At 71.7% G+C, this 19,602-nt stretch carries 15 protein-coding genes; 9 read left to right on the forward strand and 6 right to left on the reverse strand.

Translation table 11 applies throughout. The features are described 5' to 3' along the window. The first annotated feature begins 69 nt into the window (after positions 1-69). Entirely contained in the window at positions 70-285 is a 216-nt protein-coding gene (locus ACLBX9_RS03355) for a hypothetical protein (protein ID WP_010685979.1), read from the forward strand. A gap of 38 nt (positions 286-323) precedes the next feature. On the opposite strand, the gene ACLBX9_RS03360 is transcribed toward ACLBX9_RS03355, so the two are convergent. Further along, entirely contained in the window at positions 324-794 is a 471-nt protein-coding gene (locus ACLBX9_RS03360; RefSeq protein ID WP_447717912.1) for a hypothetical protein, read from the reverse strand. A 235-nt stretch (positions 795-1,029) separates the two neighbouring features. On the opposite strand from ACLBX9_RS03360, the gene lexA reads away from it, so the two are divergent. Then, positions 1,030-1,755, forward strand: a complete 726-nt coding sequence (lexA, locus tag ACLBX9_RS03365) for a transcriptional repressor LexA (RefSeq protein ID WP_010685981.1) — start codon at positions 1,030-1,032, stop codon at positions 1,753-1,755. Here the strand turns inward: lexA and ACLBX9_RS03370 are convergent. After that, positions 1,749-4,031, reverse strand: a complete 2,283-nt coding sequence (locus ACLBX9_RS03370) for a ComEC/Rec2 family competence protein (protein WP_447717913.1) — start codon at positions 4,029-4,031, stop codon at positions 1,749-1,751. The genes lexA and ACLBX9_RS03370 overlap by 7 nt on opposite strands. A gap of 167 nt (positions 4,032-4,198) precedes the next feature. On the opposite strand from ACLBX9_RS03370, the gene gltX reads away from it, so the two are divergent. From gltX to ACLBX9_RS03385, 3 genes are all read left to right on the forward strand, one after another. Next, positions 4,199-5,626: a glutamate--tRNA ligase gene (gene gltX / locus ACLBX9_RS03375; protein ID WP_447717914.1), complete on the forward strand. Its 1,428-nt coding sequence runs from the start codon at positions 4,199-4,201 to the stop codon at positions 5,624-5,626. Positions 5,627-6,158: 532 nt separating this feature from the next. After that, positions 6,159-7,448: a citrate synthase gene (gene gltA / locus ACLBX9_RS03380; protein WP_010685984.1), complete on the forward strand. Its 1,290-nt coding sequence runs from the start codon at positions 6,159-6,161 to the stop codon at positions 7,446-7,448. 80 nt (positions 7,449-7,528) lie between these two features. Then, the gene (locus ACLBX9_RS03385; RefSeq protein WP_447717951.1) at positions 7,529-8,398 is read left to right on the forward strand and encodes a DNA-3-methyladenine glycosylase family protein; all 870 of its coding nucleotides are present in this window, start codon (positions 7,529-7,531) and stop codon (positions 8,396-8,398) included. A 150-nt stretch (positions 8,399-8,548) separates the two neighbouring features. Here ACLBX9_RS03385 and parC read toward each other — a convergent pair whose 3' ends face one another. Continuing rightward, positions 8,549-10,795 carry a DNA topoisomerase IV subunit A gene (gene parC, locus ACLBX9_RS03390; RefSeq protein WP_447717915.1) on the reverse strand — a complete coding sequence of 749 codons (2,247 nt, stop codon included), beginning with the start codon at positions 10,793-10,795 and terminating at the stop codon, positions 8,549-8,551. Positions 10,796-11,043: 248 nt separating this feature from the next. Continuing rightward, positions 11,044-11,763 carry a DNA repair protein RecO gene (gene recO, locus ACLBX9_RS03395; protein WP_447717916.1) on the reverse strand — a complete coding sequence of 240 codons (720 nt, stop codon included), beginning with the start codon at positions 11,761-11,763 and terminating at the stop codon, positions 11,044-11,046. 253 nt (positions 11,764-12,016) lie between these two features. On the opposite strand from recO, the gene ACLBX9_RS03400 reads away from it, so the two are divergent. Beyond that, positions 12,017-12,385 carry a hypothetical protein gene (locus ACLBX9_RS03400; RefSeq protein WP_447717917.1) on the forward strand — a complete coding sequence of 123 codons (369 nt, stop codon included), beginning with the start codon at positions 12,017-12,019 and terminating at the stop codon, positions 12,383-12,385. A 19-nt stretch (positions 12,386-12,404) separates the two neighbouring features. Then, the gene (locus ACLBX9_RS03405; RefSeq protein ID WP_447717918.1) at positions 12,405-13,097 is read left to right on the forward strand and encodes a gamma-glutamylcyclotransferase; all 693 of its coding nucleotides are present in this window, start codon (positions 12,405-12,407) and stop codon (positions 13,095-13,097) included. A gap of 3 nt (positions 13,098-13,100) precedes the next feature. On the opposite strand, the gene ACLBX9_RS03410 is transcribed toward ACLBX9_RS03405, so the two are convergent. Then, positions 13,101-13,244 carry a hypothetical protein gene (locus ACLBX9_RS03410; RefSeq protein WP_191991834.1) on the reverse strand — a complete coding sequence of 48 codons (144 nt, stop codon included), beginning with the start codon at positions 13,242-13,244 and terminating at the stop codon, positions 13,101-13,103. 175 nt (positions 13,245-13,419) lie between these two features. Here ACLBX9_RS03410 and ACLBX9_RS03415 point away from each other — a divergent pair, with 175 nt between their 5' ends. Further along, positions 13,420-14,043 (forward strand): hypothetical protein, encoded by a 624-nt coding sequence (locus tag ACLBX9_RS03415; protein WP_447717919.1) that lies wholly within the window; start codon positions 13,420-13,422, stop codon positions 14,041-14,043. Positions 14,044-14,107: 64 nt separating this feature from the next. Here the strand turns inward: ACLBX9_RS03415 and dnaE are convergent, their stop codons facing one another. Further along, complete coding sequence (gene dnaE / locus ACLBX9_RS03420; protein ID WP_447717920.1) at positions 14,108-17,626, reverse strand: DNA polymerase III subunit alpha; 3,519 nt, start codon at positions 17,624-17,626, stop codon at positions 14,108-14,110. A gap of 524 nt (positions 17,627-18,150) precedes the next feature. Here dnaE and ACLBX9_RS03425 point away from each other — a divergent pair. Next, positions 18,151-19,506, forward strand: coding sequence for a glycosyltransferase (locus tag ACLBX9_RS03425; RefSeq protein ID WP_447717952.1), 1,356 nt, complete (start codon positions 18,151-18,153; stop codon positions 19,504-19,506). The last annotated feature ends 96 nt before the right edge of the window (positions 19,507-19,602 follow it).

Here is a 19,602-nt window from a genome sequence, read left to right on the forward strand (position 1 = left end):
AGTCCCGGGCGGCGGCAGTTCCGGCGGACGCCTGCGGCGTTTTCCCGGGAGCCCGCGGGAGGAATTGAGATGGCGGAGAGCACGGATCGGGGTTCCGGCTGGAGCCTTCAGGCGAGCGCCGTGCCCGACGGGGTGCGCCTGGAACTCGCCCTGTCCGATCTCGGCGGCGCGCCGGTCACCGCCGCCATCACCCTGGACCGGGCGGAGGCCCGCGCCTTCGCCCGCGCGCTGCTGGCGGCGGCTGGGGACGCGACCGAGCGCACCTTCCCCAAGCCGGGGACCTGAGCCGGGGACCTGACGGGTGCGGGCGCCGGGCCCGCGGTTCAGCGCAGGATCAGGCCCGGATTGCGGCCCGGAAGCCGCGGAACCACCGTGCCGCGCTTCTCGATCGGCGCGTCGCACGCGTAGGCGAACTCTGTCTTCAGCGGATCGAACACGGTCTCGCCGGTGATCCGGCAATCCTCGCGCACGGTCTCGTCGAGATAGGCCCGGGCCGCGGTCCGGAAGCGCTTCACCCGCGTCGCCTCGGGCTCGGGATCGATCCGGACCTCGCTTAGGTTGCAGCCGGCATATTCCCGCAGGGCGTTCGAGACGATCAGCATCCGGCGCACTTGCCGGTTGTCGTAGACCTCGTAGGGCTCCTTGCAGCCGATCGTCACCACCTGCGGCGTCAGCGCGACGTAGTTCCGGGAGATGTAGGAGAACCCGGTCGTGCAGCCGGCGAGCGCCAGGCCGAGGGTCACCACGCCGAGGGTCACCACGCCGAGGGGCAGCAGAGCTGCGGGTCGTCGCATCCTCGTCATCCCAGCCCGATCCACGCCGCGCCCCGGGCTTATCCCCGGACGGCCGGCTGGACGCATTGAAACGGCTCCGCTTGCGCCGTCAATGCGTTTCTCCCCGGCAGGAACCGCCGCGCACGCAAGCGTGGCCATATCTCTCTTGCGGAACACTTGCGGAACGTTTAACGTGTTCGTGATTTGTTTCTGTGGCCGCCACGAGGCGGTCCCTCAAGCCGCGAGGCCCCCGTCGATGCTCACGCGCAAGCAGCTGGACCTCCTGCGCTTCATCCAGAACCGCATGCAGGAATGCGGCGTCCCGCCGTCCTTCGACGAGATGAAGGACGCCCTCGACCTGAAGTCGAAGTCGGGCATCCACCGGCTGATCACGGCCCTCGAGGAGCGCGGCTTCCTCCGGCGCCTGCCGAATCGGGCGCGCGCCATCGAGGTGATCCGCATCCCCGAGAGCCTGACGCAGGCGGCCGCGGCCCAGGCGCCCGCCGAGCCCCGCCGGTTCACCCCGAGCGTGGTGGAGGGTGGCAAGTCCAAGCAGCCGCCGCTGCCCGCCAATGCCCGCATGATCGACGAGGCCGGACGGGCGGTGTCGATCCCCGTCATGGGCCGGATCGCGGCCGGCACGCCGGTCTCGGCGATCCAGAACCAGAGCCATGCCATCACCCTGTCGCCGGACTTCCTGGCCGGCGGCGAGCACTACGCCCTGGAGGTGCGCGGTGATTCGATGGTCGAGGCCGGCATCCTCGACGGCGACCTCGTGGTGATCCGCAAGCAGGACACCGCCAACACGGGCGACATCATCGTGGCCCTGATCGACGACGAGGAGGCGACGCTCAAGCGCCTGCGCCGCCGCGGCTCCTCGATCGCCCTGGAGGCCGCCAACCCGGCCTACGAGACCCGCGTCCTCGGGCCCGACCGGGTCCAGATCCAGGGCCGCCTCGTGAGTCTCGTCCGCCGCTACTGAAGCGGTTCGGCGGGCGCGTCGCCGGGCGCGTCCCCGCCGCTTGATCCGTCGGCCTCAGCCGGGGCCGCAGGCTCCTCCATGGCGCGACTGCTGTCGACTGCGGCGGTCATCGGCGGTGCCGGCTTCGTGTCCCGGTGCGGTCGCCACGGCAGGCCGCGATCACCGGTCCGGGCGTAGCGCGCGGTGAACCCGCCGGGTTCGGCCCGGAGCGCCACGGCTCCGTGATCCGCCAGGACATGCCGGTCGATCACGAGGGGCCCCGTGCAGGTCGGGGGCGCCGCGAGGCCGGTGATCAGCACCGCGGCCCGGGCGCAATCCTCCGGGAAGGCGCGGCGATCCCGGACCAGCGCGACCGCCCGCCCATCCGGCAGGCGCGCGGTGCATCCGAGCCGGTCGCAGCGCCCGCTTCCGGACGGCGTGACCAGCGCGCCGGGGCGCCGCCCGTCGCCGTCCGCCTTCAGCCACTGTTCCAGCACGAAGCCGGAGGGGCTGCCCAGGGCGGCGAGGCGGCCGTCCGGCCCCCGCACCGCCGCGCCGCCGCCCTGCCGGTCGACGTAGACGTCGTAGCGGTCCGGCAGCGCGGTGAGCCAGAGCCCCAGCAGGAGGGGCGGCCCGGCGAGCCAGCGCAGGCGCGAGACCGGGAGCGTCGCCAGCAGCAGGCTTGCGGTCAGCAGGGTCAGCGCTGCGGTTCCGAAGGCCGGCAGCACGAGGGTGGCGCGCTCGAACCCGGCGATCCACTCGGAAATCGCCAGCATGCCCCCCACCGCCTGACCCATCAGCCACCAGACCGGCCGGTCGAGGGCGAAGGGATAGGCCAGGATCCCGAGGACCGCGGCGGGCATCACCACCAGGGAGACGAGGGGCAGCGTCAGGGCGTTGCCGACGAGCCCGAAGGGCTGCACGGTCTGGAAGTGGTAGGTGGCGAAGGGCGCGGTGGCGACCTGCGCCACCAGGGTCGTGGCCAGGGTCCCGGTGACCGCCGAGAGGCCGCTGCCCACGAGGCGCCCCACCCGACCCACCCCGGGGCGCACGAACAGCCGGCCGTCGATCAGGCGCGCGCAGGCGATCAGCCCGGCCACCGCGCCGAATGACATCTGGAAGCTCGGGCCGAGCAGGCCCTCCGGCTCGCGGGCGAGCGCGATCAGCGCGGCCAGCGCGAGGTTGCGCATCGACAGGGCCGGCCGGTCCGCCAGGATCGCGCCCAGCATGATCAGGGTCATGATCAGCGAGCGCTCGGCGGCGATGTCCCACCCCGAGAAGGCGCAGTAGGCGGTCACGCCCACCATGGCGAAGCCGGCCGCGATCTTCTTGATCGGCCAGACCAGGGCGCAGTACGGCACCAGGGCGAGGGCCGCCCGGACCAGCCAAAACACCACGCCGGCGGCCAGCACCATGTGGAGCCCGGAGATCGACACCACGTGGTAGATGCCGGCGGCGCGCAGCGCGTCGTTGGTCGCCGGCCCGATCAGCCCGCGCTTGCCCGTCACCAGGGCCGCCGCGACCGCCCCCGCCTGCCCGCCCTCGGCCTCCGCGATCCGGCGGGTCAACGCGTTGCGGGCCGCGTCCAGCGTCGCGGCGAGCCGCAGGCGCAGGGGCGGCGGCTCCGCGGGCGCGCGGACCGTGACCGCTCCGACCAGCGAGCCCACGGCGCCGAGACCCTGGAAATACGCGTCCCGGGCAAAGTCGTAGCCGCCGGGCCGGGCGGCCTCCGGCGGCGGCAGCAGCCGGGCGGTTGCGGCGATGACGTCCCCGGGTCGCGGGATCGGCGTCCTGCGGAACGACACCCGGACATGGACCGGCCGCGCCTCCGGCGCGAGCCCGGCGAAGCTCTCCACGCGGATCACCAGCCGGGCGCCGACCTCGCGCTCGTCCAGCGCCTCGACCATCCCGACGAGGGGGCCGATGGTGGTCCGGGTGAGGATCGGGGCGGCCACCTGGGTGACCCGCCACGTGGCCGCCGCGAAGCCGAGGAACCCGGCCGCCGCCGCGAGGGCCAGCGCCAGGGCCACGGGCCGCGCGCCCAGGAACGGCACCGGCACCAGGGCCAGAGCCGCCCCCACCAGCGGCGCGGCCAAGATCGGCGTCCCGTCGGCCGCCGCGAAGTAGACCAGGATCCCCGCGCCGAAGGCCACCGCCAGCCAGGGGAACAGGCGCCGCTGCTCGGCTTCCCGGCCGAGCCCCTCCGCCACCCAGCGGCGGACCGCCGGAGGGGCGAGCGCGCGCGGGCCGGCGAGCGCAAGGGCACCCCCCGCCTGCCTCGCGCCGATCCGCCGCATTGCCGCCGCCCCGATCCGCGCGACCTGTCGTCGTCGGCCGGCGATTCTCCGGCCGATTCTTAACCCATCCGCCGACCCGTGCTACAGGCGGCACTTCGTGCTACGGGCGCCCTGTCGAGCCCCTCGCCGCTCCATCCCCGCGCCCCGCCCCCGAACATACCGGACCGATGTCCTCAGCCGTCGTCACGCGCTTCGCCCCCTCGCCCACCGGCTACCTCCACATCGGCGGGGCCCGCACGGCCCTGTTCAACTGGCTCTACGCCCGCCACACGGGCGGCCGGATGCTGCTGCGCATCGAGGACACCGACCGGGAGCGCTCCACGAAGGGCGCGATCGACGCGATCCTCGACGGGCTCACCTGGCTCGGCCTCGACTGGGACGGCGACGTGGTGTTCCAGTTCGCCCGCGCCGAGCGCCACCGGGCGGTGGCCGAGGCGCTGCTGGCTGCCGGCCGCGCCTATCATTGTTACGCCACCGCCGAGGAACTCGCGCAGATGCGCGAGACCGCCCGTGCCGAGGGCCGCCCGCCCCGCTACGACGGCCGCTGGCGCGACCGCGACCCGTCCGAGGCCCCCGCCGGCGCCAAGCCGGTCATCCGCCTGCGCGCGCCGACCGAGGGCGAGACCGTGGTCGAGGACGCCGTCCAGGGCCGGGTGACCTGGGCCAACAAGGACCTCGACGACCTCGTGCTGCTGCGCTCGGACGGCACGCCGACCTACATGCTCGCCGTCGTGGTGGACGACCACGACATGGGCGTCACGCAGATCATCCGCGGCGACGACCACCTCACCAATGCCGCCCGCCAGACCCAGATCTTCTCGTCGCTGGGCTGGGACGTGCCGAAGATGGCCCATATCCCGCTGATCCACGGGGCCGACGGGGCGAAGCTCTCGAAGCGGCACGGGGCGCTCGGCGTCGAGGCCTATCGCGACCTCGGCTACCTGCCGGCGGCGCTCCGGAACTACCTCGTGCGGCTCGGCTGGAGCCACGGCGACCAGGAGGTGTTCTCCACCGACGAGATGATCGCGGCCTTCGATCTCGGTGCGGTGGGGCGCTCGGCCGCGCGGTTCGACTTCGCCAAGCTCGCCAACCTCAACGGCCTGTACATCCGCGGCAGCGCCGATGCCGACCTCGTGGCGGCGATCGAGACGATCCTGTCCCAGGTCGGGCCCGAGCGCGGCCTGTCGGCGCCGCTCCCGGCCGATCTCAAGGCCAAGCTCATCCAGGCCATGCCGGGCCTGAAGGAGCGGGCCAAGACCCTGATCGAGCTCATCGACAGCGCCTATTACCTCTACGCCCAGCGTCCCCTGGCGCTGGACGACAAGGCCCGCGCCCTGCTCTCCGACGAGGGCCGCGCCCGCCTCGCCGGCGTGCGCCCGGCGCTGGAGGCGCTGACCGACTGGAGCGCGGCCTCCACCGAAGGCGCCGTGCGCCAATACGCGGAGGCGGCGGGCTGTAAGCTCGGGCAGGTCGCCCAGCCCCTGCGGGCGGCGCTCACCGGCCGCACCACCTCCCCGCCGCTGTTCGACGTGATGGCGGTGCTCGGCCGGGACGAGACCCTCGCGCGCCTCGGCGATCAGGTGCCGCAGGGCTGAGGGTGACCGCTCGCGCACGGAGCGCCCTCTCCCCCGCACGCGCCGACCGGATTCAAACACCTCGGCTTGGCGCCAACACTCTGAAAGAAGCGCGCTTTCCCCTCCCCCTTGCGGGGAGGGGTCAGGGGTGGGGGTGGTTCAGGATCGAGCCGTGAGGTGCCTTCTGCACCACCCCCACCTCCAACTCCTCCCCGCAAGGGGGAGGAGAGTGCGCTCCGGCCAGAGAGGTGTGAATACCGTCGCTCCGCGCGCGGAGAAGAGGTGCGGTGCCACGGCCGCCCTGGAGCAGCGCCGCCACCCGGGCTGGGAACTGCGGGCTGCGGCCCGGATTTCGCTTGGTGGACTTCGCTTGACGAATCCGCTTGGCGTCGGGGTTCGGATGTCACCGACCCCGTTGCTGCTGCAGTGCCGTTTGGGTAACGCATGCCAGTGAGCACCCGCAGCATAGCGCGGGCGCTCAAGGCCCCCGGGACCGGTTCAGGGGCGCCCGAGGCCGGCATCCGCCACGTCGCCACAGAAGGGTCCACGATCCATGAGCGCACCCAGCACCATCACCGTGGACGGCAAGACGATCGAGCTGCCGGTGAAATCCGGCACGATCGGGCCGGACGTGATCGATATCGGCAAGCTCTACGCCCAGACCGGCGCCTTCACCTTCGATCCGGGCTTCACCTCGACGGCGTCCTGCGAATCGAAGATCACCTACATCGACGGCGACGAGGGCGTGCTGCTCTACCGCGGCTACCCGATCGAGCAACTCGCCGAGCAGGGCGACTTCCTCGAGACCTGCTACCTGATGCTGTTCGGCACCCTGCCGACCGCCGCCCAGAAGGCCGATTTCGACTACCGGGTCACGCGCCACACCATGGTGCACGACCAGATGAACCGGTTCTTCACCGGCTTCCGCCGCGACGCGCACCCGATGGCCGTGATGGTCGCCTCGGTGGGCGCGCTCTCGGCCTTCTACCACGACTCGACCGATATCACGGACGAGAGCCAGCGGATGATCGCCTCGATCCGCATGATCGCCAAGATGCCGACGCTGGCGGCGATGGCCTACAAGTACTCGATCGGCCAGCCCTTCGTGTATCCGAAGAACGACCTCGACTACACCTCGAACTTCCTGCGCATGTGCTACGCGGTGCCGTGCGAGGAATACGAGGTGAACCCGGTCTTCGCCCGGGCGCTGGACAAGATCTTCATCCTGCACGCCGACCACGAGCAGAACGCCTCGACCTCGACGGTGCGGCTCGCGGGCTCGTCCGGCGCCAACCCCTTCGCCTGCATCGCGGCCGGCATCGCCTGCCTGTGGGGCCCGGCCCATGGCGGGGCCAACGAGGCGGCGCTGAAGATGCTGATGGAGATCGGCACGCCGGAGAACGTCGGCAAGTTCGTCGCCAAGGCCAAGGACAAGAACGATCCGTTCCGCCTGATGGGGTTCGGCCACCGGGTCTACAAGAACTACGACCCCCGCGCCCGGATCATGCAGAGCACCACCCACCAGGTGCTCAAGGAGCTCGGCAAGACCGACGATCCGCTGCTCCACGTCGCCATGGAGCTGGAGCAGATCGCCCTCAAGGACGAGTACTTCATCGAGAAGAAGCTCTACCCGAACATCGACTTTTATTCGGGCATCACCCTCAAGGCGATGGGCTTCCCCACCGACATGTTCACGGTGCTGTTCGCGGTGGCGCGCACGGTGGGCTGGATCGCCCAGTGGGCCGAGATGATCGAGGACCCGTCGCAGAAGATCGGCCGCCCGCGCCAGCTCTACGTCGGCCCGGCCCAGCGCGACTACGTGCCGGTGGACGCGCGCGGCTGAGGCGGCCCCTGTCCCGGACTAAGTTCAGCGGGGCGGCCGAGAGGCCGCCCTTCGCGTTTGCGGAGGCGGTCGCGCTCCGCCTGCCCTACCACCCGCCCTACGATTGGGCTGCGATCCGCGCCTTCCTGGCCAAGCGGGCGATCCCCGGCGTCGAGGCGATCGAGACCGGCGGCTTGGCCTATGCGCGGACAGTGAGCTTGGCAGGGTGCCACGGCATCCTGACGGTGCAGCCCGGGGACGAAAGCCTGCATGTCGGGCTCCACGGCATCGACTCGGGTGAGGGTCCGGCCGTTGCCGCGCGCCTGCGCCGCCTGTTCGACTGCGACGCCGACCCGGCCGCCATCGCGGCTTGCCTCGCCGGGGACTCGGTCCTGGCACCCCTCGTGGCGGCACGGCCGGGCTTGCGCCTGCCCGGCGCCTGGGATCCGTTCGAGACCGGCTGTCGGGCGATCCTCGGCCAGCAGGTCTCGGTCGCGGCCGCGATCGGGCTCGCGGGTAAACTGGTTGCGGCCTTCGGACCGCCGCTCGCCGAGCCGGTCTGCGGCCTGACCCATGTCTTCCCCGCACCGGCCGACCTGGTCGAGGCGGATGTCGCCCTGGCGCTGAACATGCCCCGCGCCCGCGGCGCGGCGATCCGGGCGCTGGCGACGGCCGCGCTCGCCGACCCGGATCTGTTCTCCCCGGCCGAATCGCTGGAGGCAGCGGTTCTGCGCTTCACGGCGATCCGCGGAATCGGGCCATGGACGGCGCAGTACATCGCCATGCGGGCGCTCAAGCTGCCGGACGCCCTGCCGGTGGGCGATGTCGGGCTATTGCGGGCGCTGGAGACCGGCACCGGGCGTCCGAGTCCGGCGGCGCTCCTGGCGCGGGCCGAGGCGTGGCGGCCGTATCGATCTTACGCGGCGCAGCACCTCTGGGCTGCGGATGAGGCGGCCGTGAAGGGGCGGTGATCGCCGTCCATGACGTCAGCGGATCGTCCTTGCGGGCGCAGCGAAGCAGGGCTCCAGGAATCGCGCGCCTTCTGTGGAGCCCTCCTTCGAGGCCTCCGCTGCGCTCCGGCACCTCAGGATGAAGGGGGCGGGTTGGGGGCCGTTCTGCTCTCACCGCCCGAACCGCTCGAACTTCGGGAAGCTGCGCGCCATCATCAGCCCGACCTCGGCGCGGTGGCCGAGCCACTTCTCCAGCACCGACACGTTGGCGAGCCGGCCCTCAGTCGAGCCGTCCTGCCAGGGCAGGCCGTCGGCCAGCTTGAACACGTGCGCGTCGAGGAGCCTGCCGCTGCGGCAGCGCTGCAGGCGCACGCCCTTGCCGCGGGCGAGTTCGGCCACCTCGGAGATCGGGAAGATCAAGAGCAGCTTCTCGGTGTTCACCACCGCGACGTGGTCGCCGTCGGCCGGCACCAGCACGGCCGCGGTGGCGTCGCCGTCGAGGCCGAGCACGCTCTTGCCCTTGCGGGTGTTGGCCACCAGCGCGTCGGCGGGCGCCACGAAGCCGCGCCCGTCCGAGCCCGCGATCAGCAGCTTGGTCTCCGGCCGGTAGGGCAGAGCCGCCACGATCTCGGTGCCGTCGTCGAGGTCGGCCATCAGGCGCACCGGGTCGCCGAAGCCGCGGCCGCCCGGCAGCTTCGAGGCCTCCAGCGTGAAGACCTTGCCGTTGGTGGCGAGCAGCAGGATCTTCTGCGTGGTCTCGGTCGGGAAGGCGATCTTCAGGGTGTCGTCGCCCTTGAACGCCACGCCCGAGAGGTCCGCGACGTGACCTTTCAGCGCCCGGATCCAGCCCTTGGTGGAGACGATCACGGTGATCGGCTCGCGCTCGACCAGGGCCGCCGTGAAGTCGATGCCGCCGACATCCGGCGGGCTCGCCAGCGTCGTGCGGCGCCGGCCCAGCTTCGTCTCGGGCCCGAAGGTCTTCTTCACGGCGCGGATCTGCGCCTGGATCGCCTTCCACTGCGCCGGCTCGGAGGCGAGCAGCGCGTCGATCTCGGCCTTCTCGGCGGTGAGCGCCTCGAACTCGCGCTTCAGCTCCATCTCCTCCAGCTTGCGCAGGGAGCGCAGCCGGGTGTCGAGGATCGCGTTGGCCTGGAGCTCGGTGAGTTCGAACCGGGCCATGAGGGCGGCCTTCGGCTCGTCCTCCTCGCGGATGATGCGGATCACCTCGTCGAGGTCGAGATAGACGATGAGCAGGCCGCCCAGGATCTCCAGGCGGCGGTCGATCTGGCCGAGGCGGTAGCGCGAGCGGCGCTGCAGCACCACGCGGCGGTGGTCGACCCACTCGCGCAGGCACTCGGCGAGCCCGATCACCTTCGGCACGAGGCCGCCGACCAGGACGTTGAGGTTGAGCGGGATCCGCGCCTCCAGCTCGGTCAGCCGGAACAGCGATTCCATCAGGATCACCGGATCCACCGTGCGCGAGCGCGGCTCCAGCACGACGCGCACGTCCTCGGCCGATTCGTCGCGCACGTCGGCGAGGAGCGGCAGCTTCTTCTCCTGAAGCAGCTCGGCCATCTTCTCGATCAGCCGGCCCTTCGGGATGCCGTAGGGGATCTCGGTGACGACGATGTTCCAGGTGCCGCGGCCGAGATCCTCCTTGGCCCAGCGGGCGCGGACCCGGAACGCGCCGCGGCCGGTCCGGTAGGCCTCGGCGATCGCTTCGGCCGAATCGACCAGGATGCCGCCGGTGGGGAAATCCGGCCCCTGGACGAACCTGGCGAGCTGCCCCGAAGTCGCCTCGGGGTGGTTGATCAGGTAGAGCGCGGCGTCGCACAGCTCGGCGGCGTTGTGCGGCGGGATCGAGGTCGCCATGCCGACCGCGATGCCCTGGCTGCCGTTGGCGAGCAGGTTCGGGAAGGCCGCCGGCAGCACGACCGGCTCCTCCTTCTCGCCGTTGTAGGACGGGCGGAAGTCGACCGTGTCCTCGTCGATCCCGTCGAGGAGCAGGCGCGCGACCTCGGTGAGCCGCGCCTCGGTGTAGCGGTAGGCGGCAGGCCCGTCGCCGTCGATGTTGCCGAAATTGCCCTGGCCGTCGACCAGCGGGTAGCGCTGGGCGAAGTCCTGCGAGAGCCGCACCAGCGCGTCGTAGATCGCCTGGTCGCCGTGGGGGTGGAAGTCGCCCATCACGTCGCCGACGATCTTGGCGCACTTCTTGTGCGCGGTGGTCGGGTCGAGCCGGAGCAGCCGCATCCCGTACAGGATGCGCCGGTGCACGGGCTTCAGCCCGTCGCGGGCATCCGGCAGGGCCCGGTGCATGATCGTGGAGAGCGCGTAGGCGAGGTAGCGCTCCTCCAGCGCGGATTTCAGCTCGACGCTCTCGATCCCGTCGCCGGACGGCGGCTCGAAGGGCTGGCCCATGACGGCTCCTGTCTCAGGGCGGGGCCGCCGGAAGGCAGCGCCGCCGCGTGCAGCAATCCGTCCTTCCGGGGCGCCGAAGGCGAGCCCGGAATCCAGATCCGCCCGACAGGCCGGGGGAGACGGACCCGTCCTGCCGGCAGCGCGATTCTGGATTCCGGGCTCCGCTCCGCGGCCCCGGAAGGACGGGTTTGTTCGTTCCGGGTCGAGCGGCGCTCAAGCCCGGACGGGTTTGGAACAGAACACGAACATTACCCGGCCTCGCGGCCGAGCGCAACGAATCGCGCCCGCTCCTCCGGCGGCCCGAGGCCGCGGGGGCCCCAGACGTGACGGTCGAGGAAATACCCCGTCAAGGTAAACCCTTGTGCAACGCCGTCCGGACCCGGGGAACCGCCGGCGTGCAGGAAGGTGGGAAGCGCCAGCAGGCGATCGCGGAACGGCTCCCCCGCCGAGGCGCTCACCGCTCGCCCGCTCTTCGGCGAGACGTAGGCCAGGGCGTCGTTGCCGCCGGTGGCCGCGCAGGCGGTCAGGTCGAGCCCGAAGCCGAGTTCCGACAGGATCGCCAGCTCGAAGCGCACCATCAGGGGCGGGGCGATGGCCGGGTCGTCGAGGTGCTCCACCAGGATCCCGGCGGCCTCGTAGAGGGCGGAATGCGGGTCGCGCTCGGGCAGCAGCCGCAGCAGCGCCGCCATGTGGCCCATCCCGTAGAGCGCGAGGCTCGACGCGATCAGGCGCGAGACCTGCGAGTCCAGGGGCTCCACGGCGTACGAACCGAGGCCCTCGTCGAGGCGCGCCCGCCAGCTCAGCCGCACCCGGTTGCCGGGCTGCAGCACCGGCTGCATCCGGCGCGAGCGACCGCCGTGCACGAGGCCGAGATGGCGCCCGTGGCTCTCGGTCATCGCCTCCAGGATGACGCCGGTCTCCCCGTGCCGGCGCAGGCCCAGAACGATCCCCTCATCGGTCCACTGCATCACGCAGAGATAGGCATTCCGAGGCCATCTTGGCAGCCGCGATCGCGACTGAAAAAATTCCTGACACGCGGCGAAAACGCCTAGGATGCGGCGTGCCGGATCGATTCGGGGCCCTCGTGCCGTCCCGATCGGCGAAACGCTCAGGGGATGTCGGGCAATGCCGGGGTTTTCGGTCCGGGAGAGGGGTCGTGACGGACGGCCTTCCGCGCGACGCCGGCGCGATCGGAGGCCGGCTCGATGCGGCCTCATCGCGTTGGCGCTGGCCGCGACCCCGGCAGCGGCGGCCTCGAAGGCGAAGCCCGCGGCCGAGGATGCCCCCTCCCCCGCCCTGCGGGCGCGGATCGCGGCGCTGGCCCTGAAGCAGGTCGCCTTCGGCTCGGTGTCGCTGCTGCCGGTGCGGTTCGAGGGCAGCCGACTCGCGGGCCCGATCGAGGACGGAGGCCGGGTGATCTACTGCGTGTCGAGCCGCATGAGCGGCCGGACCTTCGGTCAGCCCGAGCGGCCGAGGGTGGTGCTGCGCCACGAGGCTGACCGGCTCGCGGTGATCGACGACGACGAGGCTTGCAGCGGGCACCGCAGCCAGCCGTTCCCCGAACTGGAGATCCTGGGCAACAAGCCGTGACGCCTCCGCGTTGACGGCCATGCCCGCGACCGCCCGCGCCCTCGACCTCAGCCTCGACCTCATCGCCCGTGCCCATGCCGTCCCGGTGCCCGACGATCCGAGCGCCCTCGACGTGCTGACCGACGCGGAGCTGCGCCCGGGGCTCGACGCCATCGTCGCCGGCCGTGAAGGCAGCGACCTCTGGGTCTTCGCCTACGGGTCGCTGATGTGGAACCCGGAATTCCCGGTGGCGGAGCGGCGGATCGGGACGGTCCGCGGCTTCCACCGCCGCTTCTGCCTGCTCCAGCGGCGCTTCCGCGGAACGCCGGACCGCCCGGGCTTCGTCCTGGCGCTGGACCGGGGCGGTCTGTGCCGGGGCGTGGCGTTCCGGTTGCCCGGCATGGAGATCCGCGAGGCCCTGATGCCCGTCTGGCGGCGGGAGATGCGCGGCCGCGGCTACGTCGCCCGCTGGCTGCCGGTCACCACCGAGGCCGGGACCGTCCCGGCCCTGACCTTCCTGGCCAACCGCGCCAGCGACCGCTACGCCGGGCGCCTCTCCGATGGCGAGATCGCCGACAAGATCGCCGCCGCCTGCGGGCACAAGGGACCGAGCGCCGAGTACCTGTTCCGGACCGTGGAGGCCTGCGAGCGCCTCGGCATCCGCGACCGGCACCTCTGGAACCTCCAGGCCCTGGTGGCCGAGCGGCTCAGGACCGGCGCGCCGGCGGCGTGAGCCTCAGGCCCAGGCGCGCTTCATCACGACGGCGACGCGCCCGCCCGCATGCTCCGCATCCGGGTTGCGCGGCTCCCGGATGCCGGGTGCGCGGCCGGTCATGAGATAGACCATCAGGGTAAGGGCGAGCAGAATCTTCGTGCGCATGGCGACGCTCAGGCTTGAGCGAGCGTGCATAGGACCGATCGGTTTTTACGGAGTTGCTGCAATGCACGCAGGCGCTATCGCGGCGCAGTTCCCGCGTTCATGGTGAACGGAGGGTTGCGGCCCGGCCGCGATCGTCTATGCCGCCGGCCCGGGATTTCCCCAGGTGGAGGATGGAATGCGGCTTCGGATCGGCGTGGCCCTGGCGGTCGTGATCATCGCCGCCGCGGCCCTCCTGGCGGGGCCGCTCAGCCGCGGCGAAAGGCTGTCCGACATCCTCACCGGACAAACGCCGCTGCTGGCCGGCGCCGCCCGGGCTCCCGGCGGCACCGCCGACCTCTCCGGAACGGCGGCGCTCGGCACGGACCGGCGCCCGGCGACCCTGCGCGTCGCCTGCGACCCGGCCGGGACCGGCCTGTCGGCGGCCCTGGTCGTGCCGCGCTTCGCCGAGCTGGCGCCGCGCTTCGACGTCACCGGGCTCGAAGGCTCCGGCGGCGAGACGCCGCTCACCGGGATCCTGGTCTCGAGCGCCGGAAGCGTGCGCTCCGTGCGCATGCCCGTCCGGGGCGCGGCGACCGGACCCGATGCGGGCTTCACCCTGACCCTGACGGGGGCCCGCCGCGGCGAGGATCCCCTGCGCGGGGTCGCGCTGGCGCTCACCGAGCCCGGGACCAAGCTGACCTGGACGCAGGCGAGCCCGCGCGCCGGCGACCCGGCCCTGACGGCGACCTTCACCCCGTCCGAGGGCGATTCCGCGGCGCTGAAGGGCGCGCTCGGCGGATGTCTCGCGGCGCCGTTCTGAGCGAACCCTGCTCCGTGCGGCTTCGCTCCGCACGCGAGGAGGGCGCGGCCTCAGCAGCGGTCCGCTAGCTCACCTCCACCTGCACCACCCCCGGCACGGTCCGGAGCTGTCCGGCGAGCGCCGGGCTCGCCTGGAATTTCCCGGGCAGCCGGATCTCCACCTCGCGCTCGCCGCCGTCGAGCTTGAGGATCAGCGAGACCTCGCTCTCGCCCCGCATCGACAGCCGCTGCTGCACCGGCGCGACCCCGCGCGGATCGCTCAGATGGATGCGGATGCCCTTCTGGTGGCGGGCCACCGCCTGGTCGAGGGGCTCCGCCGTCAGGATGCGGGCGCGCACGTCCTCGCCCTCCAGGTTCGCCTGGAGCTGGAGCACCAGCGGGCGGCCGGGCTCCAGGATGTCGCGGTACTGGCCCAGACCCTCGGAGAAGATGATCGCCTCGAAATGCGCGGTCCGGTCCGAGAGGGTGACGATGCCCATCTTGTTGCCGGTCTTGGTCCGCCGCTCCGCCCGGTCGAGCACCGAGGCCGCCACCCGGCCGACGCTCGAGGTCCCGGCCCGGACCGCGCGGCAGAAATCCGTCCAATTCTGCACCCGCAGCTTGTCGAGCAGGTCGCCGTACTCGTCGAGCGGATGGCCCGAGATGAAGAAGCCGATCGCCGCGTATTCGCGCTTGAGCGTGTCGGCCATCGGCCAGACCTCGTGGGGCGGGATCCGGAGCGAGACGTCGTCCGACACCACGCCCCCGAACATGTCGGTGACGCCGGCCGATTCCGCCTCCGCCGCGCTGGCGGCGAGCTTCATCATGGGCTCCACCGCCGCGAAGGCGCGCGCCCGGTCCGGCTCGATGCAGTCCAGCGCCCCGGCCTGGACGAGGCTCTCCAGGGTGCGCTTGTTGATCAGCCGCGGGTTCAGCCGGCGGGCGAGGCAGGCGAGATCCTTGAACGGCCGGTCGCCGCGGGCCTCCACCAGCGCGCGCACGGCCTCGCGGCCGACGCCCTTGATGGCCGCGAGCGCGTAGAAGATCTTGCCGTCGCGCACCGCGAACACCTCGCCCGAGGTGTTGATCGAGGGCGGCTCGACCACGATCTTCAGGCGCTGCGCGTCCTGGCGGAATTCGGCGAGCTTGTCGGTGTTGTCGATGTCGAGGGTCATGGCGGCCGCCAGGAACTCGACCGGGTAGTTCGCCTTCAGGTAGGCGGTCTGGTAGGTGAGCAGCGCGTAGGCCGCCGCGTGGCTCTTGTTGAAGCCGTAATCGGCGAACTTGGCGAGCAGGTCGAAGATCTCGTTGGCCTTGGCCTTGGTCAGCCCGCGCTCGGTGCAGCCCTTGAGGAACCGGTCGCGCTGCGCGTCCATCTCGGCGCGGATCTTCTTGCCCATGGCGCGCCGGAGCATGTCGGCCTCGCCCAGCGAGTAGCCCGCCAGGACCTTGGCGATCTCCATCACCTGTTCCTGGTAGACGATGATGCCGAAGGTCTCCTTCAGCATCGGCTCCAGCTTCGGATCCGGATACCAGGACGCCTCGTTGCCGGCGTCGCGGCCGAGCTTGCGCTCGCAATAGACCGGGATGTTGGCCATCGGGCCCGGCCGGTAGAGCGCCACCAGGGCGATGATGTCCTCCAGCCGGTCGGCCTGCATCTCGCAGAGCGCCTTGCGCATGCCGGCCGATTCCACCTGGAACACGCCGACCGTCTCGCCCCGGCCCATCGGCCCGTAGGTCTTCGCGTCGTCGAGGGGCAGGGAGGCGAGGTCGATCTCGATGCCGCGCTGCTTCAGCAGATCCGTGCAGCACCGGAGCATCGTCAGGGTCTTGAGGCCCAGGAAGTCGAACTTCACCAGGCCCGCCTGCTCGACCCACTTCATGTTGAACTGGGTCACCCGCATGCCGGTCTTCGGGTCCCGGTAGAGCGGGACCAGTTCCTCGAGCGGCCGGTCGCCGATCACCACGCCGGCCGCGTGGGTCGAGGCGTGGCGGTGCAGGCCCTCCAGCTTCTTGGAGATGTCGATGAGCCGGCCGACGATCGGCTCCTCCTCCATGGCCTGCTGGAGCTTCGGCTCGCCCTCGATCGCCTGGGCGAGCGTCACGGGGTTGGCGGGGTTCTGCGGGACGAGCTTGGTCAGCTTGTCGACCTGCCCGTAGGGCATCTCCAGCACGCGGCCGACGTCGCGCAGCACGCCGCGGGCGAGCAGCGTGCCGAAGGTGATGATCTGCCCGACCTGCCCCTCGCCGTAGCGCTGCTGCACGTAGCGGATCACCCGCTCGCGGCCCTCGACGCAGAAGTCGATGTCGAAATCCGGCATCGAGACGCGCTCGGGGTTGAGGAAGCGCTCGAACAGCAGGCCGAAGCGCAGCGGGTCGAGGTCGGTGATCAGCAGCGACCACGCCACCAGCGAGCCCGCGCCCGAGCCGCGGCCCGGACCCACCGGGATGTCGTGGTCCTTGGCCCACTTGATGAAGTCCGAGACGATCAGGAAGTAGCCCGGGAACTTCATCGACACGATGACGTCGAGTTCGAAGGCGAGGCGCTTGCGGTAGTCGTCTTCCGAGAAGCCCGGCGCCGTGCCGTGCTGCTTCAGGCGCAGCTCCAGCCCGGCCTCGGCCTGGCGACGCAGCTCGGTCGGCTCGTCGGCCGAGACCGCCTGCGCACCGGCCTCCGACGCCTCCGCCAGCGCGTCCGCCATGGGCGGCGTCTCGCCCGCCGCCACGGCGCCGAAATTCGGCAGGATCGGCTTGCGGGTCCGCGCCCGCACGGCGCAGCGCATGGCGATCTCGACGGTGGCCTGGAGCGCGTCCGGCAGGTCGCGGAACAGCTCGGCCATCTCGGCCCGGGTCTTGAAGGCATGGCTCGCAGTGAGCCGGCGGCGGCGCTCGTCCGAGACGAGTCGGCCCTCCGCGATGGCGAGCAGCGCGTCGTGGGCGTCGTAATCGTCCGGCTTGGCGAAGAAGGGCTCGTTCGTCGCCACGATCCCGAGGCCGTGCCGGCCGGCGAGGTCGAGGAGCGCGGTCTCGATCCGCCCCTCCTCGGGCAGGCCGTGGCGCTGCAGCTCGACGTAGAGCCGGTCCTCGCCGAAGGCCTCCTTGAGGCGCTTCAGGCGGGCGAGGGCCAGCTCGGGCCGGCCGGCCCGGAACGCAGCATCGAGGGGGCCGGCCAGGCCGCCCGTGAGCGCGATCAGCCCGTCCGAGCATCCGGCGAGCGCCGCGGCGTCGAGGCGCGGAGCCTCGCCGAGGGCGGTGTCGAAATAGGCCCGGCTCGCCAGCCGCAGCAGGTTGGCGTAGCCGGCCTCGTCCTGGGCGAGCAGGACGATGCCGTGGCTGGTCGGTGCCTGCCGCTGGTGCGGATCGGCGGCCTCGAACGCCACCGAGAGTTGCACGCCGGCGATCGGCTGCACGCCTTCGCCCGCCGCCTTCTCGGAGAATTCCAGGGCGCCGAACAGGTTGTTGGTGTCGGTGAGCGCGAGCGCCGGCTGCCGGTCGGCGACCGCGGCCTTGATCAGGGAGCCGACCTTCAGCGCACCTTCGAGCAGGGAATAGGACGAGTGGACATGGAGGTGGACGAATCCGACCTCCTTGAGCTGGCGTGGCATGGCCGACCTTGTTCAGGGGTCGTGCAGCATCCCCGCTCGGCCGGCTCAAGTCGACGTGCGGCGGGGCCTTCCGGGACGATATCCACCGGCCGTGCTCCGGGGGCACCAGTTCGGGCCGTCCCTGTGGACAATCGGCGCCGAATGGCCGATCGCCTGTGCATAAGTCCCATCGGGCCGGAACCGGAGGGGCTTTCCTCAAAACCCGCTAACGAACCGGTGCCAAGGCTACCGCCCAGGCCCCCACCGCGGCAAACAGCATTCCGAACGCCATGAACTCGGCCATTCCGGTCAGGATCATCCGTTTCATCATCGCCGTGCCTCCTCTGTGCATGGCTCATTATGTTCATGTTTTGTTCTGATGCTAGGCGGCGTTGGCGACGCGGGGTCACATCTCGCGGAGATGGTGAAAAGAACCTTGATGCGCCCCGGCCGGGCTGTCATCTCCCTCGCGGCGCATTGAACGCGTCGTCGGATCGGGGGGTTCGAAGGAGCAGGTCATTCTCGCGATACCGACGGTCGGACGGATCGAGATCGCGCTCGTAGCCGTCGGGACACACGGCGACGTGCTACCGTTCATCGCGCTCGGCCATGAACTCCTGGCCCGCGGCCACGGTGTCAGCCTCGCCGCTCCGGCCCCGTTCGAGGCGATGGCCCGCCGGGCGGGCCTGGCTTTCCAGCCCCTGGGCAGCACCGCCGACTACGACGCAGTGATCCGGCAGCCGGACCTGTGGCATCCGCGCCGGGGCTTCAAGCCGATGTTCGACTTCGCCCTCAAGGTGGCCGAGCCCACCTGCCTGTGGCTGGGCGCCACCCGGGCGCGCACCGCGAACCTGATCGTGGTGGCCTCGCCTCTGAGCTGGGGCGCACGGCTCGCCCAGGATCTCTACGATCTGCCCACCGCCACGCTGCACGTGATGCCGTTCCTGATCGAGAGCTGGTTCGATCCGCCGCGGCTGCCCGGATTGCCGTTGCCGCGCCTCCTGCCCGCTCGCCTGCGCGCCTTCATCAACCGCGGCACCGACAGGGTCGCGGTGGGTCCGTTCACGCTGCCGCCGCTCAACGCGCTGCGCCGACGCCTCGGCCTCGACCCGGTCCGCCGGCTGCGCCATTGGTGGAACAGTCCCACCGCCATGCTGCTGATGTTCCCGGACTGGTACGCCGCCCCGCAGCCCGACTGGCCGGCCCAGGCGGTGCAGCTCGGCTTCCCGTTGGTCGACCGCTTCGGCGATGTCCCGGCCATGCCGCCGGAACTGGAGTCGTTCCTGGCCGCGGGCCGGACCCCGGACGATGCGCCGATCGTGTTCACCTACGGCTCGGCCATGCGCCAGGGGGCGGGCTTCTTCCAGACCGCGGTGCAGGTCTGCCGGCGGATGGGCCGCCGCGGCGTCCTGCTCGCGCCGCAGGGCGGCCAGATCCCGGGGCCGCTGCCCGACGGGATCATCCATGTGCCCTACGCGCCCCTGAGCGCGCTGCTGCCCCTGAGCGCCGCCCTGGTCCATCACGGGGGCGTCGGGACCGTGGCACAGGCCCTGGCCGCGGGGGTGCCGCAACTCGTCGTCCCGGTGGCGTTCGACCATTTCGACGAGGGCCGGCGCCTTAAGGACCGGCGCCTCGGGGCGACTTTGAGCCGCCGGACCTTCCGGCCGGTTCGCGCCGCCCGGGTGATCGGCCGGCTGCTGGCCGATCCGGAGGTAACCCGCGCCTGCGCGCAGGCCAAGGCGCGCATCGCGGAGGGCCGCGACGCTACTGCGGAGGCCTGCGCGCAGGTCGAGGCAATCGCCGTCGCGAACGGCTTGGGGACGCCGAGTCCACGCAGTGATGTGGGCCGCGATGTGGGAAGTCCGCGCCGCGCCCGGGCGGAACGCCGCTGGACGGCCTGAAACCGGGGCCGCGTCGCTGACCCCGGTCGCAGATCGTGTCAGCTGCCATCTCGCGTCGCCGGACCGCCGGGCTCTCAGAGCCCCGATGCGCGGCTG

The organism is Methylobacterium sp. A49B (assembly GCF_053346215.1).

Bases quoted from the DNA above. Each gene is read 5' to 3' on its own strand.
- ACLBX9_RS03355 (WP_010685979.1), top strand. From the start codon at position 70: ATGGCGGAGAGCACGGATCGGGGTTCCGGCTGGAGCCTTCAGGCGAGC.
- ACLBX9_RS03360 (WP_447717912.1), bottom strand. From the start codon at position 794: ATGCGACGACCCGCAGCTCTGCTGCCCCTCGGCGTGGTGACCCTCGGC.
- lexA (WP_010685981.1), top strand. From the start codon at position 1,030: ATGCTCACGCGCAAGCAGCTGGACCTCCTGCGCTTCATCCAGAACCGC.
- ACLBX9_RS03370 (WP_447717913.1), bottom strand. From the start codon at position 4,031: ATGCGGCGGATCGGCGCGAGGCAGGCGGGGGGTGCCCTTGCGCTCGCC.
- gltX (WP_447717914.1), top strand. From the start codon at position 4,199: ATGTCCTCAGCCGTCGTCACGCGCTTCGCCCCCTCGCCCACCGGCTAC.
- gltA (WP_010685984.1), top strand. From the start codon at position 6,159: ATGAGCGCACCCAGCACCATCACCGTGGACGGCAAGACGATCGAGCTG.
- parC (WP_447717915.1), bottom strand. From the start codon at position 10,795: ATGGGCCAGCCCTTCGAGCCGCCGTCCGGCGACGGGATCGAGAGCGTC.
- recO (WP_447717916.1), bottom strand. From the start codon at position 11,763: ATGCAGTGGACCGATGAGGGGATCGTTCTGGGCCTGCGCCGGCACGGG.
- ACLBX9_RS03405 (WP_447717918.1), top strand. From the start codon at position 12,405: ATGCCCGCGACCGCCCGCGCCCTCGACCTCAGCCTCGACCTCATCGCC.
- ACLBX9_RS03410 (WP_191991834.1), bottom strand. From the start codon at position 13,244: ATGCGCACGAAGATTCTGCTCGCCCTTACCCTGATGGTCTATCTCATG.
- ACLBX9_RS03415 (WP_447717919.1), top strand. From the start codon at position 13,420: ATGCGGCTTCGGATCGGCGTGGCCCTGGCGGTCGTGATCATCGCCGCC.
- dnaE (WP_447717920.1), bottom strand. From the start codon at position 17,626: ATGCCACGCCAGCTCAAGGAGGTCGGATTCGTCCACCTCCATGTCCAC.